We start from the raw sequence: 13371 nt of genomic DNA on the forward strand, positions 1-13371 counted from the left end.
CCACCATAAGTTCTAAGTAGTACTTTTACTAAGGTATTGAGCTTTAAATTGTTTTCTAAATAGCCAAATAAAACAGCATTAGAGGTTAAAAACTGAATCTTGGTTCTAAAATTAAACTGTTGTGTAAGCGAAATAATAGAATTTCTATCTAAAATAGTTAGTGCATTATAGGTAATACTTGGCTTTAATTTATAGGTATTACAAAATGTTTTAAAATCCAATTGATGCGTACTATCCTCACCTTCACCATAGGCGATTTGAAAATAATTACACAGCTTTACGTAAACTTTTTTCACATAATTTACCGATGCTAATGAGCTTAAAAATTGGTTGCGTAGATGATCTTCGTCAATATGCTGTTTTAAAATTATAGCATAGGCTAACTGTCCGTCTCGCCCAGCTCTACCAGCTTCTTGGTAGTAGCTTTCTAAACTTTCTGGTAAATTATAATGAATAACGGTTTTTACATTAGGTTTGTCAATTCCCATCCCAAAGGCTGTAGTAGCTACCATAATTTGCTTTTGTTCATGCAGCCATTGTTGTAAGCGCTTTTGCTTTTCTTTATTGGTAATACCACCATGGTAGTAAGTAGAAGAAAAGCCTTTAGATTCTAAATAACTATGTATGTCTTGTGTTGCTCGTCTATTTCTAACGTATATAATAGAGGGACCAGATTTAACTTTAAGAACCTGTTCTAATTGAAATAATTTATCGTCTGTATGTAAGACCTGGTAAGAAATATTTGGTCTTTCAAAAGATGCCTTAAATAGCTTTGGTGCTACAAAATCTAAATTTTCAATAATATCTTTAACCACATTATCCTTAGCAGTAGCTGTAAGCGCAATACAATTAACATGAGGATGGAGTTGTCTTAGCGCAGTAATAGTTTTGTAGGCTGGTCTAAAATCATTTCCCCATTGGCTAATACAATGCGCTTCATCAATAGCAATAAGGTTAACTTTCATTTGTTGTATGCGTTCTTTTACAATAGATTGTTGTAGGCGTTCTGGCGAGAGGTACAAGAATTTGTAGTTGCCATAAACGCAATTGTCTAACTGTGTGTCTAAATCACTGTAAGACATACCAGAACTTAAGGCTATGGCTTTTATGTCTTTTTGTTTTAAGGTGTTAACCTGGTCCTTCATTAAGGCAATTAAAGGCGACACTACAATACAAATGCCCTCTTTTAGTAATGCAGGGATTTGAAAACAAATAGACTTGCCACCACCTGTAGGTAATAAGGCAAAGGTGTCTTCATTGTTTAAAACAGAGTTTATAATCTCTTCTTGTAGCGGCCTAAATGCGGTATGCTTCCAGTAACGCTCTAAGACTTTAATTGGATGCATTACTGAATATTTAGTGTTTTTAAAATGAAATGAGTGCGGTGTTCAACTGAGCCAAAAGGCACATCGATTAATTTATAACCAAACCTCGTGTAGGTTTGTAATAAATGCTCATGGATGTCTATGGCTTGTTCAAAATTTTCATAACGTTCATTATCACTAGTAAATATGTCTTGCCATGGCGCAAGCACAAACACATAATCATAGCTATAATCATTACAGGCTTTTGTAAAATCTTTTGGGTATGTATCTCCAATATAATCCATGTAAGCCAAAACATCTGGGATACCTCTATCTAAAAAAACTACAGGTTCTGATTCATCTGTAGCTGCTTTAAATTGCCGAATTCTTCCTTCTAAAAGTTTTTTACTAAATAGTAAGGGCTTAGTAAGAAATAATTGGTCTATACCATCTTTACGAGCCTTAAGCGTTATTTGCCTAGAAATTTCATCATAACATAATAAACCAAGTGCTTTTAAATGATTAATGATTGTGGTTTTTCCGGTGCCAGGACCACCAGTAATGACTACTTTTTTCGAATTCAAATCGGCAATATTTTTCACTAAAATATGTGATTAAAAATAGAGATTAAAATGTAAAGTTAAATGTATCTTTGCAATTGAAAAATTTTGACATGGATAGTTCTAAGAAAAGTGACGAATTTTACGAAAAATTAAAGGCGCAATTATATGATACCGCACTTTGGCCTGCAGAGTATCTGTATAAGTTTATAGTGATTTCTAAAGGAACAGGAATTAAAGCTATAGAAGCCTTGTTTAACGACTTAGGAGCTGTAATAAATACTAAAGCATCTAAAAACGGAAAGTACACAAGTGTATCTATAAATGTTAGAATGAAAAATCCTGAAGAAGTCATTGCCAAATATAAAGAGGTGGCAGAAAAGGTTGAGGGAGTAATTTCTCTTTAAAATTTCTTTTAGGCTGCTTAATTTTTTGTACTTTGCAGCAAAACCTAGAGACTTCGGGTTTTACATTTATTTACTACACAATTTACAATTTTGATTGACAATTTAGAATACAACACAGAACGCGAGCATTTAATTATACCAGAGTATGGCCGTCATTTACAAAAAATGATTAATCATGCTAAAATGCGCGAAACAAAGGAAGAACGAAATAAATTAGCCAAAGCCATTATTTCCGTAATGGGAAATTTACAGCCTCACTTACGTGATGTTGCAGATTTTCAGCATAAACTTTGGGATCAGCTTTTTATAATGTCCGATTTTCAATTAGACGCAGATTCCCCTTTCGATAAACCTTCAAAGGAAGAATTAACCTCTAGACCAGAACCGCTAGAATATCCACAGAATTTTCCGAAATACCGTTTTTACGGTAACAATATTAAAACAATGATTGATGTGGCATGTACGTGGGAAGATGGTGAAATGAAAGAAGCATTGACCTATACCATTGCTAATCATATGAAAAAATGCTATCTCAATTGGAATAAAGATACCGTTGAAGATGCTGTCATTTTTGACCATTTGTTTGAGCTTTCTAACGGTAAAATAGACTTAAAAGACAGCGAAGAAGATTTAAGCGATTCCAGCAGTTTAATGCGTGCAAAATCTAAGTATAGCAATAAAAATAACTCAAAGAAACCCAAAAAGAAATATTCCAATAACAGAAAACGTTACTAAAACGTATGGGAACATTTAAAATAGAAGGAGGGCACCAGCTTAAAGGAAAAATTCAACCTCAAGGTGCAAAAAACGAAGCTTTACAAATACTATGTGCAGTTTTATTAACTGCAGAAGAGATTACAATTGATAATATACCAGATATTATTGATGTTAATAAACTTATAGCCCTGCTCAAAAAGTTAGGCGTAAAGATTAATAAATTAGGGAAAGGCTCATATACCTTTAAAGCAGATGACGTAAATCTTAAGTATTTAGAATCTGCAGAATTTAAAGAAGACGGAAAAGGACTAAGAGGTTCTATTATGATTGTAGGGCCGTTACTTGGACGCTTTGGCAAAGGGTATATCCCAAAACCTGGTGGCGACAAAATTGGACGTAGACGTTTAGACACCCATTTTGAAGGCTTTATAAACCTAGGTGCTAAATTTAGATATAATAAAGAAGATTTATTCTATGGCGTAGAAGCTGAAAAACTCAAAGGGGCTTACATGCTCTTAGATGAAGCTTCTGTTACAGGTACCGCTAATATTGTTATGGCTGCAGTTTTAGCCGAAGGAACAACGACGATATACAACGCAGCTTGCGAACCCTACTTACAGCAATTGTGTAAAATGCTAAATCGAATGGGTGCAAAAATCTCTGGTGTTGGCTCTAATTTACTAACTATTGAAGGGGTTAACAAGCTAGGTGGTACAAACCATAGAATGCTACCCGATATGATTGAAATTGGTAGCTGGATTGGCCTAGCAGCAATGACCAAAAGTGAATTAACCATAACTAATGTTAGTTGGGATGACCTTGGTGTTATACCAAGTGTGTTTAGAAAAATTGGAATTACAGTGGAGCGACAAGGAGACGATATTTTTATCCCAGCTCACAAAGAGGGTTATGAAATTCAGAATTATATCGATGGCTCTATTTTAACCATTGCAGATGCGCCTTGGCCAGGTTTTACGCCAGATTTACTCAGTATAGTATTAACAGTGTTAACGCAAGCTAGAGGTAGTGCTGTAGTACATCAAAAAATGTTTGAGAGCCGTTTATTCTTTGTAGATAAGCTTATAGATATGGGCGCAAAAATAATACTATGCGATCCTCATAGAGCAACAGTAATAGGTCACGATTTTAAATCTACCTTAAAAGCAACAACAATGACCTCACCAGATATTAGAGCAGGTGTTTCCTTATTAATTGCTGCATTATCTGCTAAGGGCACATCTACCATTCATAATATTGAACAGATTGATAGAGGCTACGAAAATATAGATGAAAGACTAAGAGCCATAGGCGCTAAAATAGAGCGTGTATAAAGTTATTAGTAATTATATTTCATGAATTTAAAAAAGCTTCAAAATTAATTTTGAAGCTTTTTTTTTAATACAAAAACTCTATAGACTAATACAGAGATTTTAAATTTTTGAATGATGGTTTTACTACAAAAACAAAGCTATTAATTTAAGGCAGATTTGTAAGTTGCTAAACAACGTTCTCTTGCGGCCTTGTGATCTACCATAGGTTGAGGATAAGTGAGTTCTTGATAATCTGGAACCCACTTTTTAATGTACGTATGCTCTTTGTCAAACTTTTGAATCTGCGAAGTAGGATTAAAAATTCTAAAGTAAGGTGCAGCATCTACACCACTACCTGCAACCCATTGCCAATTGCCAACATTGCTTGCCATTTCATAATCATGCAGTTTTTCTGCAAAATAGGCTTCGCCCCAGCGCCAATCAATCAATAGGTGCTTACATAAAAAGCTTCCAACCAGCATCCGTACACGATTGTGCATAAATCCTGTTTCGTTGAGTTCTCTCATGCCTGCATCAACAAGTGGGTAACCTGTTTTACCCTCGCACCAGCGTTTAAATTCGTCTTCATTATTTCGCCATGCAATACGGTCGTATTTAGATTTAAAGGCTTTATCCTTGGTGTGTGGAAAATGCCATAGGATTTGCATAAAAAATTCGCGCCAAATAAGCTCTTGCCAAAAAATTTCATTCTTTTCTGCAATGGCCTTTTTCATCATTTTTCTAACACTAACAGTGCCAAAACGTAGGTGAGGGCCTAAACGCGATGTTGCGTCTTTACTAGGAAAATTTCTAGTTGCTTCGTACTCTTGAATGAGTGTTGGTGTTACGGTATATGTTGTAATTTCTTGACTCGATTTTTCAAAACCAATATCAGACAGACTAAGGTTTGGTAGTCTAGAATGTTCTATTAAGTTATCTAAATACGAATTGGTATAGAAAATTTCTAGGTCAATGGTTTTGAATTTTTCTTTCCATTTACGCATATAAGGCGTGTACACTACATAAGGATCCCCATCGTTTTTTACAACCTCACTTTTTTCAAAAATTACTTGGTCTTTGTAGGTTTTAAATTCAATATTGTTTTTATTAAGAAAAGCTTTTATAGCTTCATCACGCTCTTTTGCATATGGCTCGTAATCGTGGTTAGTATAGACTGTTGTAACGTTATAATCTTTTATGATTTGTTTGTAGATGTCTAAGGGTTTACCATGAAACATAGCAATGCTACTACCATAGTCGTGTTGTAATGTTTGTCGCATGGTTTGAAGCGTCTCGTGTATAAATGTAACACGTGCATCGTCTTTTGGTAGTTTATCCAATATGTCGGAATCAAAGATAAATATTGGTAAGACAGGATGTTCGTCTTTTAGTGCTTGGTAAAAACCAACATTGTCGTCTAGTCTTAAATCTCTCCGAAACCAGAATATGTTTACTTTTTTTGACATTTTATTTTATTTTGTCATTGCGAGGAAGAATGACTGCGGCAATCTCTTTTTATTTACTATTAAAGCGATAGCCACGCTGTTCGTGCCTCACAACTCACTATGACGGATTGGTTTAGTACTGCCTTCGCAGCAATGGCAAAGAATCAATACGTCCCAAACAATTCTTCTAACTTCTTGGTGCGATACTCAAAAATCTCTTCCAATTTTGGTTTTACTAATATTGGGTGTACCATTTGCCCAAAAATGCCCAGTGGGACTTTGTAATCTATAATATCTTCCATTTCTACACCACCATCAATAGCTTTTATAAAATGCTTGTGATGCCAAAGTGCGTAGGGTCCAAAACGTTGCTCGTCTACAAAATATTCCTTATCTCTTACATGTGTAATTTCTGTAACCCATTTAGTCTTAATGCCTAAAACTGGCGTTACAATATACTGAATAATTTGCCCAGGATACATTGGTCTATCGGCACCAGAAAGAATATGAAAACCCATATAATTTGGTGTAATAGTCTTTAAATTTTTAGGGCTCGATAAAAAATCCCAAGCTTCATCTATTGAAATAGGAAGATTCTGTTTTTTATGTAGGGTGTATATTTTCATGTTATAAATTAGGTAACTAACTACCTTTGGTTTTAGTTGTTTAATACAATGTATCCATTTAGAGACGTTGCAATACACAACCAAATAATATAGGGTAACAGTAAGTATTTGGCATATTTTAATCGGTCGCTTCGAAAGGTTATAAAAAAGTAAATGATAACTAATAATAATAAAACTAAAACCAGTAGGCCTACTTTAGTATGGTGTTGGTTGAAGAAAAACCAATTCCAGCTTATATTAAGCGCTACCTGAAAAGCGTAAACGAGCCACAAATTAACAGATTTTCTCAACACAAAAAGCTCAGCTAAATACCATGAGAAACATAGCATTATAAGCGTCCATGCAAATCCAAAAACCCAACCAGGTGGTGTCCAAGGTGCTTTATTAAGATTAGTATACCACTCGCCAGTTACGGCATCACCCATAAAGAAATTACCTAAAGCTAAGCCTCCAAAATTAACCATTAAGAAAAAAATGAAATAGTAGAATTTTTTCAATGTGCTATGATTTTAGCTTTTCTATTTGTTCAAGAATGTTTTGTGCTTCGGCATATTTTTTATCGCTCTCAGCTCTATTTGTGGTAGAGAGTTTATGCCAATCTGCCATTAGCTTTTCGTATTTTTTTTGAAGCTTGTCTGCCTCAGATGTTTTTTTGAATAATCCGAACATTTTTAATGGTCTAAGTGGTTTGTAATTCTAGAATTCATGGGTTTAGTGATAGAGTAGAAGTAATCTAAAAATTCGCCATCTTTATCAATTAAATACTTTTGAAAATTCCACTTAACGGAAGAGTTTTGTTTCCCGTTAATAGCTTTTTTTGTAAGCCATTCGTATAGTGGATGCTGCGCACTACCTTTAACGTTAATCTTTTCTGTAATTAAGAAAGACACACCAAAGTTAACCTCACAGAAACTATTAATTTCATCCGCAGTCCCAGGCTCTTGACTGCCAAATTGATTACAAGGTACACCAATAACCACAAGTTGCTCCTTGTAGGTTTCATGCAGTTGTTGTAACTCTCTATATTGTGGTGTAAACCCACATTTAGACGCTACATTAACAAAAAGGATATACTTCCCCTTATATTCTGATAAATCAATTGGCTGGCCAGTAAGACTATTAATTTTAATGTCGTAGATTGGTTTCGTAGCCTTTTGGACTTCATTTTTATCTGTGGCGGTTAATGTACCGACAAAAGCTTTTAGTGGATTCATTACTAAATATAGTATTTTAATTATTTCTTTAATAAATCACACCCCTAAAGTCCCCTCAAGGGGACAAATGTATCAATGTTTATTTAAAGGATTGTCCCCTTGAGGGGACTTTAGGGGTGTATTACTTCCAATAATTTTCCTAAAAACAATTATCTATATTTTAAAACTTACGATACCGCAATCCATCTCAAAAACCTGACCCGACAGTGATGCTGCCTTTTCCGACAGTAAAAATCCTGCCATATCAGCTACTTCTTGTGGTTGTAAATATTTTTTAAGTGGATGACGCTCATTCATGTTTTCTATCATCCTCTCATTACGTAATAATTTTGAAGCTAAATCTGTGTCTGTGACGGTAGGTGCAATGGCGTTAACACGAATCGTTGGTGCTAATTCTGCACCCAAAGACTTTGCAAGTCCCTCAACAGCCGATTTTGATGCAGCTACACTAGCATGAAACGGCATTCCTAATTTTGCCGCAACTGTACTAAAAAGAACAATTGACGGATAATGGCCATTTTTTAATGCCGGTAGATACTTTTGAACAGCTTTTACTGCGCCGAGCACATTAATTTCAAAGTCGTTTTTAAAATCATCAATACTTAGTCTGCTAATGGGTTTAAGGTTAATGCTTCCTGGGCAATAGACAAGACCATCTGCACTATCAATATCTGGTAATTCATCATTAGTAACATCACACTTATAATGTTTTAAATTACTGTACGATTCCTCTGGTGCTGTTCTGCTTATATTAACAACTTCGTCATAAGAAGAGAGCAAAGATGTGACAATTGCATTGCCAATACCTTTGCTTCCTCCAATTACTATTAATCTACTCATCTGTTATGCTGCTGTAAGAGGACGTCCCTTAAGACGCTTCTCTATTTTTTGTTTAATTAAAGTTAAACGCTTCATTAAATCCATTAATTTGGCGTCTTTTTTCTTTTTGTAAATTTCATTAACGCCTAGAATAATTTCTTTAGCTTCTCTTGCTGCTAAAATTCTGTCGCTTGTAGTTTTAAACGAATGCTTTCTCGTCTCAAATTCGTTTGCTCTTTTTAAGATATCCATAGCTTAATTGTTTAAATAATTTTGCAATTCAACAATTTTTTCTGGTGTGTCGAATATTCCACCATAATAGGTCGTTACTGTAGCCGATGTGTCATCTTTTACACCTCTAGACGATACGCAGAGATGTTTGGCATCTATAATAACGGCAACATCTTCGGTGTTTAAAGCTGTTTTTAATTCATTTGCAATCTGCTGTGTTAAGCGCTCTTGTACTTGAGGACGTTTAGCGTAGTATTGCACTATTCTATTAAGCTTAGATAAGCCAATAACTTTACCAGACGATTTGTAGGCAATATGCGCTTTACCAATAATTGGTACAAAATGATGCTCGCAGTTAGAATAGAATGTAATATCCTTTTCTACTAGCATTTGATTGTATTGATATTTATTATCGAAAAGCGCTATTTTTGGCTTATTCAGTGGGTCTAAGCCAGAAAATATCTCTTCTACATACATTTTAGCAACACGGTCTGGTGTTCCTTTAAGGGAATCGTCAGTTAAATCTAAGCCTAAGACATCCATTATCTCTGAAAATAAAATTGAGATACGTTGCTTTTTTTCGTCATTGCACATGTCAAAAGCAGTGGGCTTCATTGGTGTTTCAAGACTCGTAAATAGATGATCGTCTCCGATATCTTCAATCGAAAATCCATTCATTTGGTGTCCATTCTTAGTAGTAGTTGTGTTCATAAAAATCTTTTTAATGTGCTGTTTTTAAATAATCTGTATCTAAATCAAAGCACGTGTTAACGTTTTGTTATAGAGTTGTTTGTTATTGTTCGTTGTCTTGAACATTTAAATCTGCCTTCTTCAAATGTTCTTAATTTCTTATGTTTTGTTGCTCTGCCTTGTACACGTTCTCTCCACATTCTAAAGCTACTTGGCTTCATTTCGCGACGCATTACATCAATAACCTCTTGTTCCTTTAAGCCAAATTGAAATGTAATAGCTTCAAAGGGTGTTCTATCTTCCCAAGCCATTTCAATTATGCGGTCTATATCTCTAGTGCTTAAATTCATATACTTTGGGGCATGGAAAATTGCGCATCATACTTTACTTTTTTGTCTAATAGCTTGTCAAAAAACTTTTTATTTTCTTTAAATGTTTTATTGTTTTTAAAGTGAACAAATCGACCTTGTGCATGGATGCTAGAGCCATTGACTTTATAAAGCACTAATTGGTAGTAAGGTATAATCCAAGTGAAATTTTTTAAGCCTTGGTTTATCATTACTAAGATTCCTTTTGGTCTTAATTCTATGTTAGCGTAATTGATATCAGATACTTTATTCATCATACTCTGCATATTAGGACTAACGTCATCAATAATCATACGTTTAGACCCTACACCCTTCATTTTCAATTTCTGTACCAAAGTAAAAGGATGACCTATAAGGTTGTCTATTATTTTACTGTGTTCAGGGTTATTATGTGTTGTATTTAATATCATTACAAAGTAAATATACAAAATGTTTAATCTTATGCGATTAAGGTTAAACAAAAATTAACACAGAATTAAGAATGTAAGAAAATTATAGTAAGATTTTGACTTGAACCAGCACCAACAACTGTGTTTTCAAGTTTTTTGAAACTTAAACTTTTATCTAAAATTTGTAAGATGAATTGCTGTGTGTTTATCTAATTTTCAACAATGACTTAATGTTATTAGCGTATTATTCATTTCTAAGCATACGATTTCTGTCACTTATAGTGTGTCGTTTTAGGATTCTAAAACTTTCACTTAAGACCTCTGGGTCTTTTTTCATGTTCCAAAGAATATCACTGGCACGTTTTCGATTTACTTTGATATCTACTATAGGATACGGATAATGCTCACCGAGTTTAAAGTTGTAGAATGTCTGTTCCATGTCCGTCATTAAATAAGGCTCATGTACAAAAGGAGTTTGTAAATCTGCTAATTCTGGGACCCATTTTCTTATAAAGACTGCATCGGCATCGTGCTTTAAGCTATTAACAGTTGGGTTGTATATTCTTAGATTATTAATACCTGTTTCTCCAGCTTGCATTTGTAATTGTGGAAAATGAATACCAGGTTCAAAATCCAAAAACTGTTGCGATAGGTGCGTTGTGGCTGCTTGCCAAGGTTGCCAAAGTATGTGGGTAAAAAATGACACTAACATAGCACGCATCCTAAAATTTATGTAGCCTGTCTCTATTAAGCAACGCATGCTGGCATCTACTAATGGAAAACCGGTTTGTCCTTGTTTCCAGACTGTTTGGTACTTTTCGGAAATACTTTTTTTGAGCTTATAATAGCCTTTGTTAACACTGCTATTTTCCATGGTGTGTTCCATTTCAAACTTTTGAATAAAATGAGCTTGCCATCGTAATCTACAAAGAAAAGCACCAATGTGTTGTTTGTCCTTGGTTTTTGTTTTTAATTCTTGGCCTTTTTGAAACACTTGCCTAATGGAGATATTTCCCCATGCAATATAAGGCGAAAGCCTACTGCAACTTGTCCGTGATGCCTCTGGTTTTGAAATGTTGAACATGTAGTCGCTGTAACGACTCTCAAAAAATGAATTGGCATATTTCCAAGCTGTAGCGCTTCCACCTTTTTGAAATTTTGTAGTTAGCGGTGTGTCTAAATCAGTTACCGTTAATACTTTTTCTAATGTTAAAATTTCTTCGGTATTTAATAATTGACCTGCTTTTGGTTGAAAAACTTCTAAGTCTTGATGCATGTAGGCTTCCCAATTTTCAAACCAGTTGTCTCTGTTAACTAAACCACGCTCAACACCGTTGTTTTTGCTTTCTTTCCATTCAATTAGGTTGTTCCTGCAATAGCGTGTAAATTCTTTATCTCTATTATAGGTAACTAACAAGCCTGTTTCAACATGAGAATAGATGGTATTTACTCTGTAGAATTCTTGTATGAGATTAAACGCACTCTGTATATCGCAAGTTACCGAAAGTACTTTTGAATTATAAGTTGTTAGTTTGGAATTAATATCGCTAATAGATTCTTTTATAAAATTGAAATGCCTTTCACTATAATGGTCGTTGTTTAATAATATGGGTTCAAAAACATAAAGTAAAAGCGTACGTCTTTTAGACCTAAGGGCATTGGCAATAGCCTCGTTATCCACTAACCTTAAGTCCCTCTTTAACCAAACAACATTAATACGTTCTCTATCTATCATTTTAGTGTCTCTAAGAATTGTTCTGCGTTATTAAAGTGATTTTCTAAAGTTTCTTTTTTCATTTTATCCAAATTACCAAGTAGCATGCCTAAGCGAGGATTGCTAGCGAAAAAATTGCGATGCTTATCCATAAAGGTCCAAAACAATCCATCCCAAGTGGCTTGCCAATCTCCTTTGCTATAATTGCTCATTTTCATAATATAATTGCTGCTACTTATGTAGGGTTTGGTAGACATTAATCCGCCATCTGCAAATAAGCTCATGCCGTAGACATTAGGCACCATTACCCAATCATAAGCATCGATAAAGAGTTCCATAAACCATTGGTAGACTTCATCTGGGTCAAACTCGCAAAGCACCATAAAATTACCAAGTATCATTAAGCGCTCAATGTGGTGTGCATAGGCTGTTTTGTTTACCTTTTTTATGACATCGTCAATTGGTTTTATACCTGTAGTACCGTTGTAAAAGGATTTAGGGATTTTTCTACTAAAATTCCAGAAATTTTTAATGCGTTCTTCGGTACCTTTTACTTCGTAAACACCTCTTATAAACTCGCGCCAACCCAATATCTGACGTACAAAACCCTCTAAAGAATTAAGTGGTACATCATTGGCTTTTGCATACGTAATGGCTTTGTTAATAACATCCATTGGGTCTAACAAACCCACATTAATTAAAGGGGATAGTAAGCTGTGGTTAAGAAAATGTTCCTCTTTAACTATTGCATCTTCATAAGGGCCAAATTCATGAAAACGCTGTTCTAAGAATTGGGTTAACCATTGTTCTGCGGCTTTAGGAGAAATGGGATAATTAATTAAATCATTTAATTCTCCATAATTATTATTAAAGTTTTTGTTGACGTAAGCTTCCGCTTCTGTATGATATTTTGATTTATCTGGAAACTGTAAATATGGTGGTGTTTTAGCTTTTGGGTATTTTTTTCTGTTGTCTGAGTCGTAAGTCAGTTTCCCACCATGTGGCTCGCCATTAACCATCAATAAATTTCTGTCTTTGCGTTGCTGTTTGTAAAACGAGGTTTGAAAAAATTTCTTTTTATTCGGTTTAAAAAATGTGCTCAGTTCGTCCTTGGTATTAATAAACAAAGGACTTTCATACGACTTTAGCTCAATGGTATTAGATACTGAATTAATATGTTTTTGCAACCAATTATCGGTTGGGTCTATGATGTGAAACGTCTCTAGTCCTTTGTCAATTAAATGTGGAATTAATTCTCTTACATCGGAGTGGTCTGAAATGGCTTCTATATAATGAATCGTTTTCCCTTTAGATTTTAAATAGTCTTCGTAACATTTGAGCGTTGCTCTGTGGAATAAAATTTTCTGTTTATGGAATTTATAATGTTTGAAAAATAAAAATTCTTCAACCAGATAGATATCACAGTCTAAGTTAAGAATTGGTGAATTCTTAAAGAGTTGGTGTGGGAATATTAATGCTGCTTCTTTCACTTTTTTGTTTAGGTTGTTTTTTCTCTTTTACACCCCTAAAGTCCCCTCAAGGGGACAATAATTTCAATGTTTGTTTTATAGAATGTC

The 13371-nt window shown here is 34.5% G+C and carries 17 protein-coding genes; 3 read left to right on the plus strand and 14 right to left on the minus strand.

Going from position 1 to position 13371, the window contains the following annotated elements:
- Nucleotides 1–1346: ATP-dependent DNA helicase RecQ (locus Q0800_RS03705; RefSeq protein ID WP_299127746.1), on the minus strand; the 1346-nt coding region annotated here is incomplete at its 3' end.
- Nucleotides 1346–1888 carry an ATP-binding protein gene (locus Q0800_RS03710; RefSeq protein ID WP_299127747.1) on the minus strand — a complete coding sequence of 181 codons (543 nt, stop codon included), beginning with the start codon at nucleotides 1886–1888 and terminating at the stop codon, nucleotides 1346–1348. The genes Q0800_RS03710 and Q0800_RS03705, both read right to left, overlap by 1 nt.
- Before the next feature lie 89 nt (nucleotides 1889–1977).
- On the opposite strand from Q0800_RS03710, the gene Q0800_RS03715 reads away from it, so the two are divergent.
- The 3 genes from Q0800_RS03715 to murA all read left to right on the plus strand — a co-directional run bounded on the left by Q0800_RS03715 (nucleotide 1978) and on the right by murA (nucleotide 4319).
- The gene (locus Q0800_RS03715; protein WP_299127749.1) at nucleotides 1978–2271 is read left to right on the plus strand and encodes a DUF493 family protein; all 294 of its coding nucleotides are present in this window, start codon (nucleotides 1978–1980) and stop codon (nucleotides 2269–2271) included.
- 90 nt (nucleotides 2272–2361) lie between these two features.
- Nucleotides 2362–3006 carry a DUF4290 domain-containing protein gene (locus Q0800_RS03720; RefSeq protein WP_299127750.1) on the plus strand — a complete coding sequence of 215 codons (645 nt, stop codon included), beginning with the start codon at nucleotides 2362–2364 and terminating at the stop codon, nucleotides 3004–3006.
- Nucleotides 3007–3011: 5 nt separating this feature from the next.
- Entirely contained in the window at nucleotides 3012–4319 is a 1308-nt protein-coding gene (murA, locus tag Q0800_RS03725; protein WP_299127752.1) for a UDP-N-acetylglucosamine 1-carboxyvinyltransferase, read from the plus strand.
- Between the two features lie 140 nt (nucleotides 4320–4459).
- Here murA and Q0800_RS03730 read toward each other — a convergent pair whose 3' ends face one another.
- From Q0800_RS03730 to Q0800_RS03785, 12 genes are all read right to left on the minus strand, one after another.
- Entirely contained in the window at nucleotides 4460–5764 is a 1305-nt protein-coding gene (locus tag Q0800_RS03730) for a deoxyribodipyrimidine photo-lyase (protein ID WP_299127753.1), read from the minus strand.
- Nucleotides 5765–5907: 143 nt separating this feature from the next.
- Entirely contained in the window at nucleotides 5908–6369 is a 462-nt protein-coding gene (locus Q0800_RS03735) for an SRPBCC family protein (RefSeq protein ID WP_299127755.1), read from the minus strand.
- Between the two features lie 32 nt (nucleotides 6370–6401).
- A complete protein-coding gene (locus Q0800_RS03740) occupies nucleotides 6402–6866 on the minus strand; it encodes a TspO/MBR family protein (RefSeq protein WP_299127757.1) in 465 nt (154 codons plus the stop codon).
- Between the two features lie 4 nt (nucleotides 6867–6870).
- Nucleotides 6871–7038, minus strand: coding sequence for a Lacal_2735 family protein (locus tag Q0800_RS03745; RefSeq protein WP_299127759.1), 168 nt, complete (start codon nucleotides 7036–7038; stop codon nucleotides 6871–6873).
- A 2-nt stretch (nucleotides 7039–7040) separates the two neighbouring features.
- Complete coding sequence (locus tag Q0800_RS03750) at nucleotides 7041–7583, minus strand: glutathione peroxidase (RefSeq protein WP_299127761.1); 543 nt, start codon at nucleotides 7581–7583, stop codon at nucleotides 7041–7043.
- A 153-nt stretch (nucleotides 7584–7736) separates the two neighbouring features.
- Nucleotides 7737–8423, minus strand: coding sequence for an SDR family oxidoreductase (locus tag Q0800_RS03755; RefSeq protein ID WP_299127764.1), 687 nt, complete (start codon nucleotides 8421–8423; stop codon nucleotides 7737–7739).
- Nucleotides 8424–8426: 3 nt separating this feature from the next.
- Entirely contained in the window at nucleotides 8427–8654 is a 228-nt protein-coding gene (locus Q0800_RS03760) for a hypothetical protein (RefSeq protein ID WP_299127766.1), read from the minus strand.
- 3 nt (nucleotides 8655–8657) lie between these two features.
- Nucleotides 8658–9344: a GTP cyclohydrolase I FolE gene (folE, locus tag Q0800_RS03765; protein WP_299127769.1), complete on the minus strand. Its 687-nt coding sequence runs from the start codon at nucleotides 9342–9344 to the stop codon at nucleotides 8658–8660.
- 56 nt (nucleotides 9345–9400) lie between these two features.
- Complete coding sequence (locus Q0800_RS03770; protein WP_299127772.1) at nucleotides 9401–9673, minus strand: TIGR03643 family protein; 273 nt, start codon at nucleotides 9671–9673, stop codon at nucleotides 9401–9403.
- Complete coding sequence (locus Q0800_RS03775) at nucleotides 9670–10101, minus strand: hypothetical protein (RefSeq protein ID WP_299127774.1); 432 nt, start codon at nucleotides 10099–10101, stop codon at nucleotides 9670–9672. The genes Q0800_RS03770 and Q0800_RS03775 overlap by 4 nt, the downstream gene beginning before the upstream one ends.
- Before the next feature lie 223 nt (nucleotides 10102–10324).
- On the minus strand, nucleotides 10325–11815 hold the full coding sequence (locus Q0800_RS03780) for an FAD-binding domain-containing protein (RefSeq protein WP_299127777.1): 1491 nt from the start codon (nucleotides 11813–11815) through the stop codon (nucleotides 10325–10327).
- On the minus strand, nucleotides 11812–13284 hold the full coding sequence (locus Q0800_RS03785; RefSeq protein WP_299127780.1) for a cryptochrome/photolyase family protein: 1473 nt from the start codon (nucleotides 13282–13284) through the stop codon (nucleotides 11812–11814). The genes Q0800_RS03780 and Q0800_RS03785 overlap by 4 nt, the downstream gene beginning before the upstream one ends.
- Nucleotides 13285–13371 lie beyond the last annotated feature (87 nt).

Origin of the sequence: uncultured Winogradskyella sp. (genome assembly GCF_937958655.1) — a bacterium.
Taxonomy (GTDB): Bacteria; Bacteroidota; Bacteroidia; order Flavobacteriales; family Flavobacteriaceae; genus Winogradskyella.

Coding starts and splice junctions, on each gene's coding strand:
- Q0800_RS03735 (WP_299127755.1), bottom strand. CDS start 6,369: ATGAAAATATACACCCTACATAAAAAACAGAATCTTCCTATTTCAATA.
- murA (WP_299127752.1), top strand. CDS start 3,012: ATGGGAACATTTAAAATAGAAGGAGGGCACCAGCTTAAAGGAAAAATT.
- Q0800_RS03760 (WP_299127766.1), bottom strand. CDS start 8,654: ATGGATATCTTAAAAAGAGCAAACGAATTTGAGACGAGAAAGCATTCG.
- Q0800_RS03730 (WP_299127753.1), bottom strand. CDS start 5,764: ATGTCAAAAAAAGTAAACATATTCTGGTTTCGGAGAGATTTAAGACTA.
- Q0800_RS03775 (WP_299127774.1), bottom strand. CDS start 10,101: ATGATATTAAATACAACACATAATAACCCTGAACACAGTAAAATAATA.
- Q0800_RS03780 (WP_299127777.1), bottom strand. CDS start 11,815: ATGATAGATAGAGAACGTATTAATGTTGTTTGGTTAAAGAGGGACTTA.
- folE (WP_299127769.1), bottom strand. CDS start 9,344: ATGAACACAACTACTACTAAGAATGGACACCAAATGAATGGATTTTCG.
- Q0800_RS03755 (WP_299127764.1), bottom strand. CDS start 8,423: ATGAGTAGATTAATAGTAATTGGAGGAAGCAAAGGTATTGGCAATGCA.
- Q0800_RS03715 (WP_299127749.1), top strand. CDS start 1,978: ATGGATAGTTCTAAGAAAAGTGACGAATTTTACGAAAAATTAAAGGCG.
- Q0800_RS03745 (WP_299127759.1), bottom strand. CDS start 7,038: ATGTTCGGATTATTCAAAAAAACATCTGAGGCAGACAAGCTTCAAAAA.
- Q0800_RS03750 (WP_299127761.1), bottom strand. CDS start 7,583: ATGAATCCACTAAAAGCTTTTGTCGGTACATTAACCGCCACAGATAAA.
- Q0800_RS03770 (WP_299127772.1), bottom strand. CDS start 9,673: ATGAATTTAAGCACTAGAGATATAGACCGCATAATTGAAATGGCTTGG.